At 73.0% G+C, this 21,242-nt stretch carries 18 protein-coding genes and 1 other RNA gene; 4 read left to right on the forward strand and 15 right to left on the reverse strand.

Annotation, left to right across the window (positions count from 1 at the left end):
* The 6 genes from ACYVPE_RS34350 to ACYVPE_RS34375 all read right to left on the reverse strand — a co-directional run.
* The coding region (locus ACYVPE_RS34350) for a HelD family protein (protein ID WP_461037725.1) at positions 1-2,535 on the reverse strand (2,535 nt) is incomplete at its 3' end.
* A 136-nt stretch (positions 2,536-2,671) separates the two neighbouring features.
* A complete protein-coding gene (locus ACYVPE_RS34355) occupies positions 2,672-3,826 on the reverse strand; it encodes a uroporphyrinogen-III synthase (RefSeq protein WP_461037726.1) in 1,155 nt (384 codons plus the stop codon).
* Between the two features lie 143 nt (positions 3,827-3,969).
* The gene (locus ACYVPE_RS34360) at positions 3,970-5,367 is read right to left on the reverse strand and encodes a nitrate/nitrite transporter (protein WP_461037727.1); all 1,398 of its coding nucleotides are present in this window, start codon (positions 5,365-5,367) and stop codon (positions 3,970-3,972) included.
* Positions 5,368-6,451: 1,084 nt separating this feature from the next.
* Positions 6,452-7,396 carry a DUF1015 family protein gene (locus ACYVPE_RS34365; protein WP_461037728.1) on the reverse strand — a complete coding sequence of 315 codons (945 nt, stop codon included), beginning with the start codon at positions 7,394-7,396 and terminating at the stop codon, positions 6,452-6,454.
* A gap of 79 nt (positions 7,397-7,475) precedes the next feature.
* Positions 7,476-8,783, reverse strand: coding sequence for an ATP-grasp domain-containing protein (locus tag ACYVPE_RS34370; RefSeq protein ID WP_461037729.1), 1,308 nt, complete (start codon positions 8,781-8,783; stop codon positions 7,476-7,478).
* 108 nt (positions 8,784-8,891) lie between these two features.
* Positions 8,892-9,029 (reverse strand): hypothetical protein, encoded by a 138-nt coding sequence (locus tag ACYVPE_RS34375; protein ID WP_461037730.1) that lies wholly within the window; start codon positions 9,027-9,029, stop codon positions 8,892-8,894.
* 214 nt (positions 9,030-9,243) lie between these two features.
* Between ACYVPE_RS34375 and ACYVPE_RS34380 the strand changes: the two genes are divergently transcribed.
* The gene (locus ACYVPE_RS34380; protein ID WP_461037731.1) at positions 9,244-10,167 is read left to right on the forward strand and encodes a LuxR C-terminal-related transcriptional regulator; all 924 of its coding nucleotides are present in this window, start codon (positions 9,244-9,246) and stop codon (positions 10,165-10,167) included.
* Positions 10,168-10,207: 40 nt separating this feature from the next.
* Complete coding sequence (locus ACYVPE_RS34385) at positions 10,208-11,362, forward strand: LuxR C-terminal-related transcriptional regulator (RefSeq protein WP_461037732.1); 1,155 nt, start codon at positions 10,208-10,210, stop codon at positions 11,360-11,362.
* Here ACYVPE_RS34385 and ACYVPE_RS34390 read toward each other — a convergent pair.
* Complete coding sequence (locus ACYVPE_RS34390) at positions 11,323-12,312, reverse strand: LysR family transcriptional regulator (protein WP_461037733.1); 990 nt, start codon at positions 12,310-12,312, stop codon at positions 11,323-11,325. The two genes, ACYVPE_RS34385 and ACYVPE_RS34390, sit on opposite strands and share 40 nt — an antisense overlap.
* A 102-nt stretch (positions 12,313-12,414) precedes the next feature.
* Between ACYVPE_RS34390 and ACYVPE_RS34395 the strand changes: the two genes are divergently transcribed.
* Positions 12,415-12,549 carry a hypothetical protein gene (locus tag ACYVPE_RS34395; RefSeq protein ID WP_461037734.1) on the forward strand — a complete coding sequence of 45 codons (135 nt, stop codon included), beginning with the start codon at positions 12,415-12,417 and terminating at the stop codon, positions 12,547-12,549.
* 45 nt (positions 12,550-12,594) lie between these two features.
* Here ACYVPE_RS34395 and ACYVPE_RS34400 read toward each other — a convergent pair whose 3' ends face one another.
* The 6 genes from ACYVPE_RS34400 to ftsE all read right to left on the reverse strand — a co-directional run bounded on the left by ACYVPE_RS34400 (position 12,595) and on the right by ftsE (position 18,402).
* On the reverse strand, positions 12,595-14,520 hold the full coding sequence (locus tag ACYVPE_RS34400; protein WP_461037735.1) for a penicillin-binding transpeptidase domain-containing protein: 1,926 nt from the start codon (positions 14,518-14,520) through the stop codon (positions 12,595-12,597).
* A 97-nt stretch (positions 14,521-14,617) separates the two neighbouring features.
* Positions 14,618-14,990, reverse strand: a transfer-messenger RNA (tmRNA) gene (gene ssrA / locus ACYVPE_RS34405).
* A 60-nt stretch (positions 14,991-15,050) separates the two neighbouring features.
* Positions 15,051-15,530, reverse strand: coding sequence for an SsrA-binding protein SmpB (gene smpB / locus ACYVPE_RS34410; protein ID WP_461037736.1), 480 nt, complete (start codon positions 15,528-15,530; stop codon positions 15,051-15,053).
* Between the two features lie 12 nt (positions 15,531-15,542).
* A complete protein-coding gene (locus ACYVPE_RS34415; RefSeq protein ID WP_461037737.1) occupies positions 15,543-16,691 on the reverse strand; it encodes a S41 family peptidase in 1,149 nt (382 codons plus the stop codon).
* A gap of 89 nt (positions 16,692-16,780) precedes the next feature.
* Positions 16,781-17,692, reverse strand: a complete 912-nt coding sequence (gene ftsX / locus ACYVPE_RS34420; RefSeq protein ID WP_461037738.1) for a permease-like cell division protein FtsX — start codon at positions 17,690-17,692, stop codon at positions 16,781-16,783.
* A gap of 20 nt (positions 17,693-17,712) precedes the next feature.
* Positions 17,713-18,402, reverse strand: a complete 690-nt coding sequence (gene ftsE, locus ACYVPE_RS34425; RefSeq protein WP_461037739.1) for a cell division ATP-binding protein FtsE — start codon at positions 18,400-18,402, stop codon at positions 17,713-17,715.
* 266 nt (positions 18,403-18,668) lie between these two features.
* Between ftsE and ACYVPE_RS34430 the strand changes: the two genes are divergently transcribed.
* Complete coding sequence (locus ACYVPE_RS34430) at positions 18,669-18,863, forward strand: hypothetical protein (protein WP_461037740.1); 195 nt, start codon at positions 18,669-18,671, stop codon at positions 18,861-18,863.
* Between the two features lie 119 nt (positions 18,864-18,982).
* On the opposite strand, the gene ACYVPE_RS34435 is transcribed toward ACYVPE_RS34430, so the two are convergent.
* Both ACYVPE_RS34435 and prfB read right to left on the reverse strand, forming a co-directional pair.
* Complete coding sequence (locus tag ACYVPE_RS34435) at positions 18,983-19,735, reverse strand: hypothetical protein (protein WP_461037741.1); 753 nt, start codon at positions 19,733-19,735, stop codon at positions 18,983-18,985.
* 259 nt (positions 19,736-19,994) lie between these two features.
* On the reverse strand, positions 19,995-21,101 hold the full coding sequence (gene prfB / locus ACYVPE_RS34440) for a peptide chain release factor 2 (protein WP_461037742.1): 1,107 nt from the start codon (positions 21,099-21,101) through the stop codon (positions 19,995-19,997).
* Positions 21,102-21,242: the final 141 nt, after the last annotated feature.

Genomic DNA, 21,242 nt, shown 5'->3' on the forward strand with positions numbered 1-21,242 from the left:
GGGTGGGCGGGGAAAAACCCCGAGCGGCCGGCGGCCGCTGCAGGCCGCGCCAGCGAAAAGGGGCGGGTGGGCGGGGAACCCACGGCCAGCCGGCGGCAGCCGCTCACGCGGCTTGCGCGGAGCCGGCCCAGCGACCGCCCCCACACGCGCCAGCGAGGAGGGGCGGGTGGGTGGGGGAAAACCCCGGGCGGCCGGCGGCCGCCGCAGGCCGCGGGCGCGGGAAAGGGCGGGTGGGTGGGGGAAACCCCGCGCGGAGCGCACCGGGACGGTGGCGTCGTCCGTCGTCGTGACGACCGTGAGGCGTTGCGTGGCCCGGGTCAGGGCCACGTAGAGGGTGCGGAGCCCCGCCGGGGACTCGTCGCCGATGGTGGTCGGGGAGACCACCATCGTGGCGTCGTACTCCAGGCCCTTCGCCTCCAGGCTGCCAAGAACCATCAGGCGGTCCCCCGCCTCGCCGCGGAGGTCGGCCAGCCAGCCGGCGGCCGTCTCGCGCTGGCGCATCGCGACCACCACGCCGACCGTGCCCGGCACCTCGGCCAGCAGCCGGGCGGCCTCGGCCCTGGCCGCCGCCGGGAGCTCCGCCGTCGCGGCCACCGTGACGAACCGGGGTTCGATCCCGGTGGCGCGGACCGCCCGTGGCGGCACCGTGCCCGGCATGGCGCGGGCCAGCACGCCGTCCGCGACCCGGGCGATCTCGGCCGGGTTGCGGTAGTTGACGGTGAGTTCGAACCGCCGCCGCATCCGTCGTCCGAGGGCGCGGTCCCGCTCGGCCGTCGCCTCGGTCGGGTCGGGCCACGAGGACTGCGCCGGGTCGCCGACGATCGTCCAGGTGGCCTGCGCGCCACGCCGGCCGACCATCCGCCACTGCATGGGCGTGAGGTCCTGCGCCTCGTCGACGATGACGTGCGCGTAGTCCATCCGGTCCCCGGCCTCCGCCTCGGCCGCCCGGTCCCTGGTCGGCGCGGAGCGCTCGGCGTAGGTGGTCAGCTCGGCGAGCCCGGTGAACTGGTCGAGCGGGTCGGCCTCGCGGGGCGCCGCCGGCCTGGCCGGCGCGCCGAGCAGCGTCCGCAGCTCGTCGAGGAGCGCCACGTCGTGGGCGGAGAGCCCGGTGCCGGTCGTGGTCACCCGCCGCAGCGAGCGCGCCAGCTGTCGCACCTCACGCGGTCGCAGGATCCGGCGGGCCCAGCGGCCGAGCCGCCGCTCGTCGGCCATCGCGGTCAGCACCTGGAGCGGGGTGACCTCGGGCCACCAGGCGGCGAGGAAGTCGGTGAACGACTCCTCCTCCGCGATGTCCTCGTTGAACGCCTCGCGCGCCTCGGCGGCGAGCCCCGGGTCCTGGTAGCGGTCGGGCGCCCCGGACTTCCGCCAGAGCGCGTCGAGCAGCAGCCGGCGGGCGCGCGGCCGCAGCAGGTTGACGGGGGCCGTGCCGCCCAGCGCCTGCTGCCGCACCCGGGTCAGCTCCTCGCCGGCCAGCTCGACCCGGCGGCCGAAGGCGACGACCCGCAACCGGTCGGGGGCGTCGGGGCGTTCGACCACGCCGCGCGCCGCGTGCTGCAGCACCCGGGCCATCGCGGCCGAGCCCTTGGTCCTGGCGACGGCCGGGTCGTCGTACGCGTCGGCCTCGACGTCCTCGTAGAGCGAGCCGAGGGCCCGGATCGCGACCTGCCCCTCCTCGCCGAGCGACGGCAGCACGCCCTCGGTGTACGAGACCAGCAGCGGCGTCGGGCTGACCACCAGGATGCCGCCGGCGTAGCGCCGCCGGTCCTGGTAGAGCAGGTAGGCGGCGCGGTGCAGGGCGACGGCGGTCTTGCCGGTGCCCGGGCCGCCGGTGACCTCGGTGACGGCGGCGGCCGGTGCCCTGATCACCTCGTCCTGCTCGGCCTGGATGGAGGCGACGATGTCGTTCATCCGCCGCCCCCTGGCCCGGCCGAGCGCCGCCATCAGCGCGCCGTCGCCGACCACCGGCAGTTCGACGCCGCCGAGCAGCGCCCGCAGTTCGGGGCGGAGCAGGTCGTCCTCGACGCCGAGCACCCGGCGGCCGCGGCTGCGGATCACCCGCCGCCGCACCACCCGGCCGGGCGTGACCGGCGTGGCCCGGTAGAAGGGGGCGGCGGCCGGGGCCCGCCAGTCGATCACCAGCGGCACGTAGTCGGCGTCGAGCACGCCGAGCCGCCCGATGTGCAGGGTCTCGGCGATCTCGGCGACGGGCTCGCCGCCCTCCTCGCCGATCGCGTCGTCGGCCGGCTCGACGGAGGTCTGGGCGCCGTCCGGGCCGCGGACCCCGTCCTTTCCTGGCAGCAGGTCGATGCGGCCGAAGAGGAAGTCCTCGAACTCGTTGTTGAGCCGGGAGAGATGGAGCCCGGCGCGGAAGACCTGGGCGTCGCGCTCGGCGAGCGCGCCAGGCGTGCCGACCTGGACGCGGCTGGCCGCGTCGGCCATCAGGAACTCGGCCTCGTGGATCTTCTCCGTCAGCCGCCGGTACACGGTGTCCAGATGCCGTTGCTCGTCGCTGATCTCGCGTTCCCGCACGTCCATGGCGCGGTCCCCCTCTACGGCTGTCGGCTCGGCTGGCTGGAAGGCGTTCCACCGTACGCCCATCCGGCCGGCCGCGCGCGGCCCGTGCCAGCCGTTGGATGGCCCCGTCGGCGGCCGGAATCGACGCCGTCCGCCGTCACTCGCCGTACTTGGGGCCGTCCAGGGCGGGGTCGAGGGCGAGCCGGTAGCCGCGCTTGACGACGGTCTGGATCAGGGTCGGCACGCCGAGCGCCGTCCGTAGTCTGGCCATCGCGGTCTCCACGGCGTGTTCGTCGCGCCCCGCGCCGGGGAGCGCGCGCAGCAGCTCGGCGCGCGGCACCACCCAGCCGGGGCGGCGGGCCAGCACCCGCAGCATCGCCATGCCGGCCGGCGCGACCGGCCGCAGCTCGCCGTCCACCACGACGGCGTGGCCGCGGATCTCCATGCGCCGGCCGGCGACCGGCAGCGGGCGGGCGCGGGCCGGCAGTTCATGGCAGAGCAGTTGGACGAGCGGGCCGAGCCGGAAGCGTTCCGGTGCCTGCGTGGGCACGTCGTGGGCCTGGAGCGGCAGGGCGGTGACCGGGCCGACGCAGGCCGGCAGCACCCGCTTCTGGAACGCGGCGACCAGCGGTTCGAGGATCCCGCGCTCCTCGGCCCTGCGCAGCAGCGAGACGGCGGCCGGCGCGCTGGTGAAGGTGACGGCGTCCAGGCCGCCGGCCAGCACGGCGTCGACCAGCCGGTCGACGGGCGTGATGTCCTCCGGCGGCATCCAGCGGTAGACGGGGACCTCGACGACCTCGGCGCCGGCCTCGCGCAGCGACTCGATGAAGCCGGGCAGCGGCTCGCCGTGCAGCTGGAGCGCGATCCGGCGGTCGGCGACGCCCTCGTCGAGCAGCCGTTGCAGCACCTCGGCCATGGACTCGGACGCCGGCGACCACCGCTCGGTGAGCCCGGCGGCGCGGATCGCGCCGCGCACCTTGGGGCCGCGGGCCAGCAGCTCCGAGGTGGCGAGGGTGCGCAGCAGGTCCTCGCCGAGCCCCCAGCCGTCGGCCGCCTCGACCCAGCCGCGGAAGCCGATCGCGGTGGTGGCGACGACGAGGTCGGGCGCGTGCGCGATCAGTTCGCGGGTGGCGGCCAGCAGCTCGTCGTCGTCGGCGAGCGGCACGATGCGCAGCGCGGGCGCGTGCTGCACCTCCGCGCCGCGCCGGCGCAACAACGCGCCGAGTTCCTCGGCCCGGCGGGCCGCCGTGACGCCCACGGTGAACCCGTCCAGTGGCCGGATCTCACGCCCCGCCTGTTCCGTCTGCGCCATCCGCTCCATCGATCCGTGTCGCTCCGCCCCGAGAGTTCCGATGCGTGGAACCGAGCCTGTCAACGGAGCGTGACAGGCTCGGTTCCGGTGGATTACCCCCGGGTTACGCCGGACCGGGCTGGCCCGCCGCTCCCCGGGATCCGTCAAACCCCGACGTAGGCGGGCTGCCGGGCGCCGCTCTCCGCGGGCTCGGTGCCCGGCGCGCCGGCGGCCGGGGCCGGCTTCGCACCCCTGAGGTATACGGCCCAGGTGACCACGAAACACGCCGCGTAGAAAACCAGGAACGAGGCGAAGGCCCCGGTTCCGGAACCGGTCGAGAGGAAGGACTGCCGGAACGCCAGGTTGATCCCGAGTCCGCCGAGCGCGCCGACCGCGCCGATCAGGCCGATGGCGGCGCCGGAGAGCCGGCGCGCGTACGTCGCGGCCTCCTCCCCGGTGAGCCCCAGGTCCTGGGCCTTGGCGCGGTAGATGCCGGGGATCATCTTGTAGGTCGAGCCGTTGCCGAGCCCGCTGAGCACGAAGAGCGCGACGAAGCCGACCAGGAAGACCGGCAGCGACTCGTTGGCGGAGGCCAGCACCACGACGCCGGTGGCGAGCGCCATGCCGGCGAAGGTGTAGAGCGTGATCCGCGCGCCGCCGAACCTGTCGGCCCAGTAGCCGCCGACCGGCCTGATCAGCGAGCCGAGCAGCGGCCCGACGAAGGTGATGGACGCCGCCTGGAGCGGGGTGCGGTCGAACTGGTTCTGCAGCACCAGGCCGAAGGCGAAGCTGTAGCCGATGAACGAGCCGAAGGTGCCGACGTAGAGGAACGACATGATCCAGGTGTGCCGGTCCCCGACGGACTCCCGGGCGGCGCCGGTGTCGTTGGTCACCGGGCCCAGGTTGTCCATGTACCGCCACGCCAACGTGGCGGCGACGACGATCAGCGGCGCGTAGACGGCGAGCAGCACCCGGGGGTTGCCCTCGCCCGCGGTGGCGATCACCAGCAGCCCGACGAGCTGGATCACCGGGACGCCGATGTTGCCACCGCCGGCGTTGAGGCCGAGCGCCCAGCCCTTGCGGCGCAGCGGGAAGAACGAGTTGATGTTGGTCATCGACGAGGCGAAGTTGCCGCCGCCGACCCCGGTCAGGGCCGCCACCAGCAGGAAGGTGGTGTAGGAGGTGCCTGGCTCCATCACCGCCCAGGCGAAGGCGGTGGGCAGCAGCAGCATCGCGGCCGAGACGACCGTCCAGTTCCGGCCGCCGAAGCGGGCGACGGCGAAGGTGTAGGGCACCCGGACGACGGATCCGACGAGGGTGGCCATCGACACCAGGAAGAACTTCCCGGCCGGGTCGATGCCGTACTCCGGGCCCATGAAGAGCACGAGGACGGACCACAGGGTCCAGATGGAGAAGCCGATGTGCTCGGAGAGGATGGAGAAGACGAGGTTGCGCCGGGCGATCCGCTCCCCCTTCTCCTTCCAGAACCGCTCGTCCTCGGGATCCCACTCGTCTATCCAGCGTCCGCCTCGTCGGGAGGCCACAGGCTTCGGGGCTGACATCGCGCCTCCAACGGGCGTCGGGCTCATGCTCGGTCAAGGTCCTCGTGCTGCCCGAAGGTAGGTACCGCGCGTTTCACGGCTGTGGCCCGAGGTGACGCGGGCGAAACCTTGCACTCACGACGGCGCGCCGCGCGCGGTGAGCGGGGGGTTTCCCCCACCCGCCCGCCCTTTCCGCGCCGCGCGTTGCGGGGCGCGCGTCCGCGCGCGTCGCGCGGCCCGCGCCATGGCGCGAAGCGCCGCCGGCGCACCCCGCGGGGAGCCGCCCCCGCGCCTGGTGCCGGACCGCACGTGACGCCAGAGCCGCGCTCAGGTTGACGGCAACGAGCCGCCTCCGACGGCGCGAGCCGCCGGGGGCGGCTCCCTGCGGGCGCGGCGCCCCGCAGGGTGCGCCGCCCCGCGCCTGGTGGCGGACCGCACGTGACGCCGAGAGCCGCGCCCAGGCTTGACGGCAACGAGCCCGCCCGGGCGTGCCGCGCACGGGCCACGGCGTCCGCCGCCGAGGCGGGAAGCGCCACCCGTGCCGACCGCCAGTCGCAGCAGTCGTACCGGGGCACGAGGCCCCGGCGACGCCAGCCGCCCGGGGCGGACCAGCCGTCTGACACGCCCGAGGCGCGAGGCAACCTCGCCCCGGCGATCGACCCCCGTACCGGCCGCCAAGCGGCGCCGGGGCGCGCAGCGCCAAAGGGGCGGGCGGGTGGTCCCGCGGCCGGACAGCCCACCGCCGAACGCCGCGGTCGCGAAGCGCCGCCGGCCGCCGTACCAGCGGCGCACTGAAAAGCGGGAGGGTGGGCCCCCTCTCCCAGGCCAGCCCCCGCGCCAGCCGCGCCGGGGCGCACAGCGCCCTGGCCGGCGCGAAGCGCCGCCGGCCGCCGCGCCAACGGCACGTCGAAAGGGCGGGCGGGTGGGCCCCCGGCGCCAGCTGGTCCCGCGGCCGGACAGCCCACCGCCGAACGCCGCGGTCGCGAAGCGCCGCCGGCCGCCGCGCCAGCGGCGCACTGAAGGGCGGGTGGGTGGGGACCATCCACCGGACCAGCCCCCCGCGCCGGCGGCGCGTCGAAGGGCGGGTGGGTGGGGGAGCAACCCCCTACTCCCAAGGCCAGAGCGTCGGTCGCGGGCCGAGGTGGGTGGATTTGGGCGGCATGCCCGCCCCGCTCGCCGCGCCGGACCAGATCTGGTCCCACGTGGGGGGCGGCAGGATCAGGCCGACCTCGTCGGGGCCCGGCGGCCGGCTCGTGTACCGAGGTTCCGGCGGCACGCCCTGGTCCTCGCAGAGGGCCGGGATCAGCACGTGGTCGCTGATCGCCGCCGGCAGTTCCACCCACTCGGGGGGCACGAACCGCAGCCGCCTGGCCATCGTGGTCGGCGACACCTCGGACACCTCCCACACCCGGCCGGCGCCGGTCAGCAGGAAGGTGCCGCTGCGCGGCGCGAGCCGCGCGGCGGACGGCAGTTCGGCGACGTGCGCGACGCGGCCGGCGGCCGCGACCGCGCGGCCGAGGTCGAGGCCCGGCACCGCGCGGTGGGTCGCGGAGAGCGTCAGCGGGAAGTGCCGGTGGTCGACGACCAGCGCCGGCAGCCGGTCGACGGCCGCCCGCGCGTCGCCAGCAGCGGCAGCGGCAGCGGCAGCGGCACCGGCACCGGCACCGCGGAGCCGGCGGCGGGCGGCCTCGAGACGGTGGTGGCCGTCGGCGAGCAGCACCGGCGGCAGCGCGGGCGGCGACGCCGTCCACACCGGGTCGCAGGGCCAGAGCAGTTGGCGGCCCCCGTCGGGGGTGGGCAGTTCCCGGTGCGGCTGGCCCTTGATCGTCTCGTCCACGCACTCCTGGAACGAGCCGAGGTCGGGCGCGGCCAGGAGTAACGGCCGTGCCTGGGCCTCGGTCTGTTCCAGCAGCCGGAGTTGGTGCCGAACGACCCGCTCGGCGACGTGCTGGTGGCGGAGCACGTGTCCGCTCTCCACCCCGTGCAGGCTCAACGCCCCGACGACGCCTCGTTGTTCGACCGCGCCGAGCGCGTCACGGCGCTCCAGCACGTAGTAGGTGTCCGTGAGGGGAAGGAGGAGGTCTGTCCGTGGGGCCGGGGTCCTTGGCGGGACCAGCTCGGGGAACAGCTCAGGCCGCAGTGTGCTCCTCCTCCTTCACGACCTCCCTCGGCACGTCCCTCGGGAACTGGCTCGTCATCGCCCCGGACAGGACGGAGGGCGCCGGCGCCATGACGGGGCGCAGCGTGTCCATGGCCTTGCGCAGCACCGCGTCCAGCTCCTGCGGGCTGTCGGCGACCGCCGTGACGTAGCCATGTCCGGCGACCCGGCTGGTGGCCTCCGGAACATGGCTTCCCACGGGAACCGTGATCTCCAGCTCCCGTACCCCGGCGATCGCCCGCGCCTCGGCGACCCCTTCGACGGCCTCGAGGAGGCCGGTCGGCAGCCGCAGGAAGCGGCTGCCGGCGCACCGCCGGCCGTCGAAGGCGGGCTCCGGCGGCGGTAGTTCGAGCGCGCCCGCGATGCCGAGCGCGATCGGGTCGGTCCCGGTGGCCAGCCGCAGCAGTTCCTGCACGCAGGTGGCGCCCGGATGGGCGTGCGACTCGATGAGCCGCGGCCCGTCCGTGGTGACGATGACCTCGGTCTGCGAGAGCCCGCCGCGCTGGCCGGCCGCGTTGAGCGTGGCGACGACCAGCTGGTGGATCCGCTCCCTCGTGTCCTCGTCCAGGTCGGCCGGCATGTCGTAGCCGGTCGTCCGGTACTCGGTGACGCCGCAGCCGACGTTCTCGACCGCGCCGTACTTCCTGGTGATGGCCAGGATGGTGTGCTCGCCGGCCCGCGAGTGCGCCTCGATGCTGTACTCCGGGCCGTCGAGGAACTCCTCGACGATCAGGGCGGGTTCGCCCGACAGCTGGGCGGCCAGGTCCGCCGCGTCCGCCGCGCTGCGCAGCAGGTGGACGTCCTGGCCGCCCGAGCCGGTGCGCGGCTTGGCCACGCACGGGAAGCCGACGCGTTCGGCGGCGGCCACCAGATGCGCGGCGCGGTCACAGTGCTCGAACCGGACGGGGGCACCGGTGAGCTGGTTGACCTTGCCACGCAGGGCCGCCTTGTCCGTGAGGTACGCGACGGCCGCATGAGGGTTGCCCGGGAGGCGCAGGGCCTCGTTCGCCCGGGCGGCGATCAGGGCGCTGGCCTCGGTGAAGCCGAACACGCAGGCCCTGGCGGGGAGGTTGGTGAGATGGCCGATGGCCATCATCAGCTGGGGGTGGTCGGTCCAGTCGACCGTGATCGCCTGGTCGGCCGCGCCGGCGGCCTCCCGAACTCCCGGACGTGACAGGTCAGGAGCGAGCACCAGCGTGCGGGCGCCGACTCGGCGGGCCGCCTCAACCACCGCGGGGCGCGGGCTGAGCAGAACCGCCACCGGTGACTGGGGCGTCATCGTGCCGCCTCCTTAGGTCCACTGTCCACGAGAATCCGAGGTTCGAAGAGAGGTCCGCGTCGGGTCACCGGCCGGCGTAGCGCCGCCGATACCCGGAGGAGCGGCTGGTCAGCCCCAGATGGCGCCCAGGGAGGAGCTCTGTCCGGCCGACGCCTCGACCCCCGTCTCCTGAGCCGTCGCGACACCGCCGTACACACCGGCGGCCAAGAAGGCGGCGACGAGAACGCTGAGAACAATCTTCTTCACGGGATCCTTCTTCCACGTCCACATAGGCGAACATGAGTGGCATGCTGGCCCAATCATGCTCACGAGCATTCACGAGGAAGTCGATAGAATCGCTGTGGCATCATCTCGCCTGTCAAGTTGACGCCACGGGGCTGGCCGATGTCGTTCGAGGAAGAAGAGCGTGAGCGAATCCGGCAAAATAGACGCAGCGGCCGCCCAAGTTTACCGGCTCCGCGTGATTCACCCCACCAACTCCCCTGAATGGATTGCTGTTCGGGCCGGTCTTACCCCCGAGCAGGTACGGGACGCCGAGTTCCAGCTCGCCGAGTTGGGCCTGCTGCGGCCCTCGCCGAGCGGCGGCCGGGTGGCGATCAGCCCCGAAAGCGCGGCGGACGCGCTGCTGGCTCCGATGGAGAAGGACATCCTGCAGCGCAGGATCGCGATGGCCGCCACCCGGACCAAGCTGCACGCGCTCTCCGGCGACTACCTGGAAGCCCGCAGCATGCGCTCGGCCAAGAGCAGCATCGAGATCGTCGAGGGCATCGACAACATCCGCGCCGTCATCGACGACCTCGGCCGCACCTGTGCCAAGTCCCTCGACTCGCTGGTGCACGGCGGGGCGCAGACCGAGGAAGGGGTGCGCGCGGCGCTCGCCGTCGACCGTGAACTCCTGTCCCGTGGCATCCGCATGCGCTCGATCTTCCACCACTCGGCGCGCCGTGACCGGGCGACCACGCTCTACGCCGCGACGCTGTCCAACGCGGGTGGGCAGGTGCGCAGCATCGCGGTGTTGCCCTCCCGGATGCTGATCTTCGACGACTGCGCGGTGCTGCCGCTCGACCCGTTGAACACGGCCGGCGGCGCGGCGCTGGTCAGGGACCCGGCGGTGTTGCGGTTCCTCAAGCAGCTCTTCGAGCACTACTGGGACCGCGCGCTCGACTTCACGGAGGAGCAGGAGTCGAGTCCCGGGCCGGTGGGCACGGACCGCGAGGTGCTGTTGCTGATGGCGGCGGGCAAGAAGGACGAGGCGATCGCGCACCAGTTGGGCATGTCGCCCCGGTCGGTCAGCCGGATCGTCGCCCGCCTGATGGAGCGGTTGGGCGCGGAGAGCCGGTTCCAGGCGGGGGCCCGGGCGGCGCTCAACGGCTGGCTGTCCTGAGACACTGGGCGGTCCTGACCAGGATGAGGGGGTGCGGGGCATGAACGACGGCGCTGTGCGGGCTGAGCACGCCGAACGGACCGAACGGGCCGAACGAGGTGAGGAGACCGAGGCGGACGCCGTCGGCGTCCCCGCGGACGTCGCCCGGGCCGTCGCGACGCTCGGTGACGACGACGAGGAGCTCGACGCGGCGACCGTCCGCGTCTACAAGCTGCGCGTCACCCATCCCACCGACCTGGTGAGCCAGTTGGCGGCCCGCGCCGGCCTCGACCGGGAGCAGGTCGCGGAGGCCGAGAAGAAGCTGTCGGCGTTGGGGCTGCTCCAGCGTTCGCCGAGCGGCGGCTGGGTGGCGATCAGCCCGGAGAGCGCCGCGGAGGCGCTGCTCGCGCCCCTGGAGCGGGACATCCTGCAACAGCGGATCGCGATGGCCGCCACCCGGGAGCAACTGCACACGCTCTCCGGCGACTACCTGGAAGCCCGCAGCATGCGCTCGGCCAAGAGCAGCATCGAGATCGTCAGGGGCATCGACAACATCCGCGCCGTCATCGACGACCTCGGCCGCACCTGCGCCATCTCGCTCGACGCCCTGGTGCCGGGCGGCGGCCAGGCGGAGGACTCGCTGCGGGCGGCCCTGCCCATCGACCTCGAACTGCTGGCCCGCGGCATCCGCATCAGGTCGCTGTTCCAGCACAGCGCGCGCCGGCACCGGTCCACCGCGCAGTACGTGGAGCGGGTCTCGGCCGCCGGCGCCGAGGTGCGGTGCGTGGGCACGATGCCGTCCCGGATGCTGATCTACGACCGGGACTGCGTGGTGCTGCCGCTCGACCCGATGGACACGGCAGCGGCGGCGGCGATCGTGCGGGACCCCTCGGTGCTCAGCTACCTGTGTCAGGTGTTCGAGCACTGCTGGGAGGAGGGCCGGGAGTTCCTGGAGCCGGACGAGGCGCCGCCGGGCGCCGAGCCGACCGGGGTCGAGCGCGAGGTGCTGCTGATGATGGTGGCCGGCCGCACCAACGACGACGTCGCGCTGCGGCTGGGGATCTCCCAGCGGTCGGTGAGCCGGATCGTCGCCGAGGTGATGACGCGGCTCGGCGCGGCCAACCGTTTCCAGGCGGGCGTCCGGGCCGTCGAGTTGGGCTGGCTCAGCCCGCGGGCTCACTCCGGGGAAGAGGCCGCGGGCCCGACCGAGGCGTAGAGCGCCCGGTCGGCCTCCGGCAGCCAGGAGCCGGCCGGCCTGGCCAGCCACGAGCCGCGGTCGCCCAGGTCGCGGGCGGCCGTGCTCAGCACGTCGAGCCCCGGGTGGCGCGGACCGCGCCGCCACACCATCGACACCGGCGACAGCGGTACGGGCTCGACCAGCGGCCGCAGCACCATCCCCGGCACCCCGACGAACTCGGTGCTGGCCAGCACCGACCAGCCCTGCCGGCGCACCACCCGGCCGAACTCGACGTCCCCCTCGATCTTGGGGAACGGCGGCGCGAGCCGGATGCCGCGGTCGGCGAAGAGGCTGCGCGCGAAGTCCGTCCACTCGGTGGTGTCCTCGTTGCCGGCCGCCGCGTACAGCGTCTCGCCGGCCAGCTCGGCCAGTGGCACCCGGGGCAGCCTGGCCAGCCGGTGGTCGCCAGGCAGCAGCACGGCCACCCGCTCGAAGCGGATCAGCCGGTGCGCGAGCCCGGCCCGCACGGCCGGCGCGAGGCCGGCGACCCGGCCGAAGGACACGTCGAGCCGGCCGCCGGCGATCTCGGTCGCGGCCCTGGCGAGGCCGCTGTGGTAGCGCGCGACGAACTCCAACTCGGGCGCGATCAGCCGCGCCTCGTCCAACACCCGCTGGCCGGTGGCGACCGGCGCGGCCACGTCCACCACCAAAGGACGCTCGCCACCGGCCACCACGGCGGCGGACAAGCCGTCGTGCGCCGCCAGCACACGGCGCACGTGCGGCAACAGGCGCTCGCCCTCCAGGGTGAGGGCGACATGTCGGGTGCTGCGGTGGAACAGGGTGGTGTCCCACTCGCGCTCCAGCCGCCCGATGTCCCGGCTCAGCGCCTGCTGCGCCACGAACAGCCGGCCGGCGGCCCGGGTGAAGTGCAGTTCCTCGGCCACGGCGACGAACGCGCGCAGCAGCCGGGGGTCGGTGTCGTGGTGCACGGCCCCATTCTCACCCGCCCCACGGGATTCACAACCGAGGTGCGTGAATGGTGCCTGATCAGGTGTTGGACGCCGACGGTCGCCGTCGGCGACCGTTCTGTCATGCCCGAAACCCACCCCCCGCCCCCCATGCGGTTCGCCCTCACCGGCGGCATGCTCGTCGCCGTCCTCCCCACCACGACGTCCCCCCGCCGACGCCGACGCCTCCCCTGGCGCCGCCACACACCCCGCCGCTAGGGCCTGAAGGCCCCGCCGGCGCGCGGCGCCGGCGGCCGCCAGCCGCTACCGGCTCCGCAGGAAGTCGGCCGCGAGTGGCCCCGCGTCGCGGCCGCCCGTGCCGCCGTCCTCCAGGACGACGGCGAACGCCAGGTCGTCCTCGCCGAGGAAGCCGATCAGCCAGGCGTTGGTGGAGAGTTCGCCGTCCTCGGCCCGGTACTCGGCCGTGCCGGTCTTGCCGTGCGGCTCGCCGGGGATGCCGTCCAGCGCCGAGGCGCTGCCCTCGGTCACGGTCGCCCGCATCATCTCGCGGAGCGCCGTCAGGGTGCCGTCGGCCAGCGTGGCGTCGGCCTCGTGCGGGGTCTCCACTGCCGCCGGGACGAGCCGCGGCTGGCGGAACGTTCCGTCCGCCACGGTGGCGGCCACCGAGGCCATCACCAGCGGGCTGGCCTGCACCCGGCCCTGCCCGATCAGCGACTCGGCCAGCTCGTTCTCGTCGGCGGCGACCGGCACGCTGCCGTCGAAGGTGGCGGCGCCGACCGTCCACTCCTCGCCGATCCCGAAGGCCCGCGCGGTCTGGTTGAGGGTGTCGGTCTCGAACCGGTCGCGGTTGCCGATGAACGCCGTGTTGCAGGACTCGGTGAACGCCTCACGGAGCGTGGTGTCCGGGCCGAGTTCGAACTCGTTCTGGTTCTCGAAGGGTTGGCCGTTCACCGAGACCTCGCCCGGGCATCCAAGCCGGTCGTCGGGGGTCATCCCGGCCTCCAGCAGCGCGGCCGCCGTCACCACCTTGAAGGTGGAGCCGGGCGCCAACTGGCCCTGGAGGGAACGGGTGAAGCCGTCGACCGGCCAGTCGGCGGCCGCCAACACGTCGCCGGTGGAGGGCCGTACGGCGACGATCGAGCCGGCCCTTCCCAGGTCGGCGAGCGCGTTCTCGGCGGCCCGCTGCACCTCGGGGTCGATGGTGGTCTCCACCGGGCGGCCGGCCTCGCCGCCCTCCTGCTCGTAGAGCGTGTCGACGGCCTCGCCCGACTCGCGGTCCGCGATCACCACGGCGGAGGTGGGGGTGCCGGCCAACTGCTCCTGGTAGCGCTCCTGGAGACCGGAGGAGCCGACGCCCGACTCGGGGTCGAGGCCGCCGACGAGCGACCTGGCCGCGTGTGCGAGGGGCCGGGTGTCCTCGGCGAACTGGATTCCGGGGACAGCAGCCAACTCCCCTTGGTGTTCCTGGAATTCGGCGTCCCGCAGGGTCACCACCGGCACCGCGTCGTCCGGTTCGGCCTCGGCCACCCGGTCGGCGAGCGCCTCGGTGTCGACGCCGGCGTCCAGGGCCTCGATCGCCTGGTAGGCCGCCTCGGGGTCGCTGAGCATCGCGGGCCAGAGGGTGATCTCCCAGACGGTGCCTGGACCGGCCAACTGGCTGCCGTCGGCCGCGAGTATGGGGGCGCGCTCGGGCTCCTCGGTGGTGAGCACCAGCGTCTGACGGGCCGCCAACCGCGGGTGGATCACGCCGGGTTCCCAGCGCACCAGCCAGTGGTCCTCCTCGGCCGGCACCATCACGGCCGACGAGTCGTAGGACCACTCGCCCACGCCCTCCAGGGTGTACGTCACGGTGAACGGCACCCGCACCAGATCGTCCGCGCCCTCGCCGGAGCCGGCCTCGACGGGCTCGGCCTCGCCCGAGATCTCGAGCTCGGTCCGCTCGGGGCGCATGTTCTCCCGCACCGAGTCGAGGAGAGAACGGGCGCCCGGTGGATCGTCGGTGAGCGCGGCGGCACCCGCCGGATCGTCGGACTCCCAGGCGTTCAGGAAGGCGTCGGCGCCGTCCCGTGCCTGTTGGGAACGGTCGTCTCCCTCGATGCCGCGCAACACCAGCACGGCCACCACCGCGAGCACCGTGACCAGCACGGCGCCGCCTATCACCACGCTTCGATGTGACCGCCAACTCGCCGGCTGCCGCTGCGGGTCCCACCCCGGTGCGCTGTTCCCCATGGCGCGCACCCTACCGCCGTGGCACGGGCCAAGCCGAGCAGAAACGACAAAGACGACGCGGCCCACGCTCACCGCGGGCACACGTCGCCTGTCGACGAAGTGGAGATGGCGGGAATCGAACCCGCGTCCAACGAAGCAGAAGGAGGGCTTCTCCGAGCGCAGTCCGCTACGATTTTCTCAGCCCCGGAGATCACACGGACAAGTCTCCGACGGGCTCAGCCGCTGTTTGGTGTCCCTTTAGCTCCCGCGACCGGAGCTAAGAGGTGAGTCCCCTAGCTGATGCCAGGAACCGGGACGGGAACAGGCCCGGGCTGACACTTCGCGAGTCGCTGCTCAGGCAGCGAGGGCGAAGGAATCGCGCTTGTTATTGGCGATTATTTTTTCACGGCACATGGTTAACGAGATCATTGCCGCGCTTCCTCGGCTCGCTTCCCCTACTTCGACATCCGCTGTCGAAACCGATCATCCCCATGTTGAATTGACAAACAGCCCGCCGGGAGCGTTCCCGACCGTGCTTCCTCCATGATACGTCACGCACGCTGCCGGCGGCGAGCCGCCGAGATGACGCGTTCCGACTCCCTGCGGTCCTGCTTCTCGCGCAGCGTCTGCCGCTTGTCGTACTCCCGCTTGCCGCGCGCCAGGGCCAGCTCGACCTTGGCCCGCCCGTCCACGAAGTAGAGGGCGAGCGGCACCAGCGTGAGGCCGGACTCCTGGATGCGGCCGATCAGCTTGTCGATCTCCGCGCGGTGCATCAGCAGCTTCCGCTTCCGCCGGGCGCTGTGGTTGGTCCAGGTGCCCTGGGCGTACTCGGGAATGTGCACGTTGTGCAGCCAGACCTCGCCGCCGTCGATCTGCCCGAACCCGTCGACCAGGGAGGCGCGCCCCTGCCGCAACGACTTCACCTCGGTGCCGGTCAGTACCAGCCCGCATTCGTACGTGTCCAGAACGTGATAGTCGTGGCGCGCCTTCTTGTTCTGGGCGATCAGCTTGCGTCCCTTTTCCTTTGCCATGACCCGCCGAGTCTACCGGCCGGCCGCCAGCCCGCCCAGCACGTTTCCCGCTCGCTCCTCGGCGTTCTCGCCCGGCTCGACCACCAGGTCCGGCGCGATGCCGCCGCTGCCCACCGTGCGCCCCGACGGGGTGGCGTAGCGGCCCACGGTCAGCTCGGCCACCGAGCCGTCCGGCTGCACGACGGGCAGCTGCACGGTGCCCTTGCCGAAGGTCGGCGAGCCGACGACCACCGCCCGGTTGCGGTCCTGGAGGGCGCCGGTCAGCATCTCGGCCGAGCTCATGGTGCCGCCGTCGACCAGCACCACGAGGGGGGTGTCGGTGTCGCCGCCCGGCTCGGCGTGCAGCGCGTTCTGCTCGCCGCGCACGTCGTAGGTGGCGACCAGGCCGCCGTCCAGGAAGACGGAGGCCGCGGCGGCCGCCTCGGCGAGCAGCCCGCCGGTGTTGCCGCGCAGGTCGAGCACGATGCCGTCCCCTGGCGGCGCGCTGTGCGCCGCGGCCCGGAGCAGCTCGGCCGAGCCCTCGACGAAGGAGCTGACGTGGATCCGGGTGACCCCCGGCTCGTCGCGGGCGACGGTGACCGGCCGCGCGGCGAGGCGGGCCCGCTCCACCTCGACCTGCCGGGTGGTGCCGTCCCGCCGGACGCCGAGCAGCACGGTGGTGCCGGGCTCCGAGGGCTCGGAACCCGCGCTGCCGCGCAGCCGGCCGACCGCGTCGGTCACCGGCCGGCCGGCGAGCGGCACCCCGTCGATGGTGACGAGCTCGTCGCCCGCCACGATGCCGGCGCGCTCGGCCGGGCTGCCCGGGTGCACCTCGCTCACCACGATCCGGCCCTCGGCGGTGCTGATCACCGCTATTCCGGTGCCGACGTACTCGCCGGCGAGGGTGAGCTCGACGGTCTGGTACTCCTCGGCCGAGTAGGCGGCGGCCCAGCGGTCGCCGCTACGGCTCACCAACTCCCGGGCGTCGTCGCCCGCTTCGTCGCGCTCGGGGACCGGCCCGGTGGCCGCCGGCAGCTCGGTGGAGCCGGCCGCCTCCGGCCAGGAGCCGGTGGCGGCGCCCGTCACCAGCACGCCGGCGAAGACGCATGCCAGGGCGGTCCCCCGCCTCGCGGGGCGCGGGCCCCGCGACCGAAACGAAACTCCGTGACACGGTCGTGACATGGTGCGGAGTGTAGGACACCCCCGGGGGGCGCACGGGAGTTTCACCCGCGACGCCCCGAAGCACGCACCGGTGATAAATCACACGCGTCCTACACGCGTAGGTACTTGCGGAGCGCGAAGAAGGCCGCGAGCGACGGCATCAGGGCGCCCACTACCAGCACCAACGGCAGGACCGAGAGCACCGCGTCCCAGCCGATGAAGTTGATCAGCGGGATCTGCTCGGCCAGGAAGTTGTTGATCGCGAAGTACTTCACGCCGACGATCAGCAGGCAGGCGAACAGCGCGCCGAGCAGCCCCGCGATCGCCGCCTCCAGGATGAACGGCAGCTGGATGTAGAGGCTGGACGCGCCGACCAGCCGCATGATCCCGGTCTCCCGGCGGCGGCTGAAGGCCGACACCCGGACGGTGTTGACGATCAGCAGCAGCGCCACGATCAGCATCAGCGCCATCAGGCCGAGGGCCGCGTAGTTGACGCCGTTCAGCAGGTCGAAGAGGTTCTCCAGCGTGGAGCGCTGGTCCTGCACCGACTGCACGCCCTCCCGGCCGGCGAACGCGGAGGACACCACGTCGTACCTGGTCGGGTCGGTCAGCTTGACGCGGTACGACTCCTGCATCTGGTCCGGGGTGACCACCGCGGCGATCGGCGAGTCGGCCTGCTGCGTCTGGTAGTGCTCGTACGCCTCGTCGGACGACTCGTAGAACACGTCCTCGACGAGCTCCAGCTCCTCGAGCTCGGCGAGCAGTTGCTCCTTCTGGTCCTCGGTGACGGCGCCCCGGGAGCAGGCGGGGTCGGTCTGGGCGTCGTTCTCGTTGCAGAGGAATATCGACACCTCGACCCGGTCGTACCAGAAGTCCTTCATGCTGTTGACCTGCTGGTTGGTCAGCAGCGAGCCGCCGAGCAGGGACAGCGAGAGGGCGACCGACACGATCACCGCGAAGGTCATCGTCAGATTCCGGCGGAGACCGACGCCGATCTCCGACAGGACGAAGTGGGCGCGCATGGCGTCCTTTCAGTCGGGGCTCAGTGCTGGTAGCCGTAGACGCCGCGGGTCTGGTCACGCACGAGCTGGCCCCGCTCGAGTTCGATGACGCGCTTCCGCATCTGGTCCACGATCTGCGCGTCGTGGGTGGCCATGACGACGGTCGTGCCGGTGCGGTTGATGCGGTCGAGGAGCTTCATGATGCCGACCGAGGTCTGCGGGTCGAGGTTGCCGGTCGGCTCGTCCGCGATCAGCAGCATCGGCCGGTTCACGAACGCCCGCGCGATGGCCACGCGTTGCTGCTCACCGCCGGAGAGCTCGCCCGGCATCCGCTCCTCCTTGCCGCCGAGGCCCACGAGTTCCAGGACCTCGGGGACGGTCTTGCGGATCTGGCCGCGGGGCCGGCCGATGACCTCGAGCGCGAAGGCGACGTTCTCGCCCACGGTCTTGTTCGGCAGCAGCCGGAAGTCCTGGAAGACGGTGCCGAGTTGGCGGCGCATCTGGGGGATCTTCCAGTTGGAGAGCCGGCCCAGGTCCTTGCCGAGCACGTGCACCGAGCCGTGGGAGGCCTGCTCCTCGCGCAACAGCAGGCGCAGGAAGGTGGACTTGCCGGAGCCGGAGGAGCCCACCAGGAAGACGAACTCGCCTCGCTCGACCTCCAGGGACACGTTGCTGAGGGCCGGCGCGGTCTGCCTCGGGTACGTCTTGGAGACGTTGTCGAATCGGATCACGGTTACACCATGTCGGGATGGGGTACATGCGGGGGGCTCCCCGTCGCTGGGGCAGACCATACGCGAAGCGGCGCGTGGTCCGCAGGCGGCGTCCCAGGCCATCCGCTTTTGCGGGGTTTCGCGCCGGTTGGGGGATCCACGACCGATCTGTCGTCGCCGCGCGCCGGCCCCGGCACCGGTTTCCGGCCGGGATCCGGCTCGGCTTCTGCGATTCCGGTGGGACCCTGGCAGAGTAGAGAGCAGGGGACGTGAGAGGAGACGATCGCATGACCGCCGAGTGGCTTGTGTGCGCGAACTGCGCGGGGCGGGTCAGCGAGGGCCGTTGTGCCGTCTGCCGGGCCGAGCTGGCGCGGCTGCGGGCGGAGCGTGGCCCGTGGGCGGCGCTCGGCGGCCCGGCCGGTCTCGTCGCCCTGTTGCTCGGCCTGGTGGCCGTGCTGGCGCTGGTCGCCAGGCCCGCCTGAGCCCGGGGCCGGATCCCGGCCCCCTCCCCGAGGACCACGCGAGACGGGCCCGGAGCGGCTGTGCCGCCCCGGGCCCGTCTGCGGTGCTACGCGGTGTGCGCGTGCCGTGACCCGGTGGGTCAGGCGGCAGCGGCGCCACCCTCCTTGTTGATCAGCCGCGGCAGGTAGCGGAACGCCACGCCGCCCGCGATCATGGTCGCGGCGCCGATGATCAGCAGGGTCTCGTTCATGGAAGCGCCGGTCTCGGCCAGCTCGCCGTTGCCACCGGTGGTGGCCTCGGCCTCGGCCTCGGTCAGCTGCTCGGACGGGTCGTTCTGCTCGATCGGGCTGGTCGCCCCCTCGGAGTCGGGCTGCGGCCCGCTGCCACCCTCGGCGACGCCCTGCGGGTCCTCGCCACCGACAGCACCCTCGGGGTCCTCACCGCCGACAGCACCCTCGGGGTCTTCACCACCGACAGCACCCTCAGGGTCTTCACCACCGACGGCACCCTCAGGGTCCTCACCACCGACGGCACCCTCAGGGTCTTCACCACCGACGGCACCCTCGGGGTCCTCGCCACCGACGGCACCCTCAGGGTCCTCACCACCGACGGCACCCTCGGGGTCCTCGCCACCGACGGCACCCTCAGGGTCCTCACCGCCGGCAGCGCCCTCGGCCTGCCCGTCGGTGTCCTCACCCTCGGTGTCGCCGCCGCCGATGAGGCCGCCGACGAGCCCGCCGACCAAGCCCTCGGAGACGCCCTCGAGGGCGGAGTCCTCCTGGGCGGCCGGCGCCTCGGTGCCCTTGTCGGACGTGCCGCTCGCGGAAGCCGTGCCGACGACGGCGAGCGAGGCGCCCGCCGCGAAGACGGCGGCCGCCGCGATGCGAGCCATGTTGGCGCGTGTCTTGGGACTGGCCATAGATCCACTACCCCCTGTAGCTGTTCGGTACAGACTATGTCCCGTTTGTCATGGGCAGCCTCACGCAAGGGCGGCGGCGATGCGGGGGGCTACGAGAGCCTCTCGCGCGGCCCTTGTGCAACACGCACCCCTGGACATAGGCATGCCAGGCGAACAGCTTTCCCGCTGAATCGACCCCCGTCAAGCGGGATGTCCGGTAAATGCCGAGCGGGGCACGAAAGTTGTGTGAAGGTTACTTCTCCTGCTGTTTCCGCCAGCGGATTCCGGCCTCCAGGAAGTCGTCGATATCCCCGTCCAAAACGCCCTGGGGGTTTCCGACTTCGTGCTCGGTACGCAGGTCCTTGACCATCTGGTACGGCTGGAGGACGTAACTCCGCATCTGGTTGCCCCAGGAGTTGCCGCCGTCACCCTTCAGCGCGTCCATCTTCGCCTGCTCCTGCGCCCGTTGGTGGGCCAGCAGCCGGGCCTGGAGCACCCGCATCGCGGCGGCGCGGTTCTGGATCTGGGACTTCTCGTTCTGGCAGGAGACGACGATGCCGGTGGGCAGGTGGGTCATCCGGACCGCCGAGTCCGTGGTGTTGACGGACTGGCCGCCGGGGCCCGAGGAGCGGAAGACGTCCACCCGGATCTCGTTCTCCGGGATCTCGATGTGGTCGGTCTGCTCCACCACGGGCAGCACCTCGACGCCCGCGAACGAGGTCTGGCGACGGCCCTGGTTGTCGAAGGGGGAGATGCGCACCATGCGGTGGGTGCCCTGCTCGACGGAGAGCGTGCCGTAGGCGTAGGGGGCCTTGACGGTGAAGGTGGTCGACTTGATGCCGGCCTCCTCCGCGTAGGACGTGTCGAGCACCTCGGTCGGGTAGCCCCGGCGCTCGGCCCAGCGCAGGTACATCCGCTGCAGCTGCTCGGCGAAGTCGGCCGCGTCGACGCCGCCGGCCTCGGCCCGGACGCTGATCATGGCCTCGCGCTGGTCGTACTCGCCGGAGAGCAGCGTGCGGACCTCGAGCTCGTCCACCGCCTTCTGGACGGCGGCCAGCTCGGCCTCGGCCTCCCGGCGGGTGTCGGCGTCGGACTCGGCCTCGGCGAGCTCGAAGAGCACCTCGAGGTCGTCGATCCGGCCGTGCAGCTCCTCGGTCTTGCGCACCTGGGCCTGGATCAGCGAGAGCTTGCTGGTGACCTGCTGGGCCCGCTCCGGGTCGTCCCACAGGGTGGGGGCGGCCGCCTGCTCCTCAAGCGAGGCGACCTCGGCCCGCAGGCTGTCCAGGTCGAGGACGGCCTCGATCGACTCCATGGTGGAGGCGAGAGACTTCAGAGCTTCGGATACGTCGACAACTGCCACACAACCAGCGTAACCGGTGAGTCGGGGCACGGGCCCCTGGCCGGGGCCTGGCCCCTGGGCGGGGCGGCCCTGACCGCGGCGGGCCGCGCCCGGCGGCGGGCGGCCGCCGTCGCCGCGGCCAGGTCCGGCGGCGAAGCGGGC

Source organism: Streptomyces mayteni, assembly GCF_054783955.1.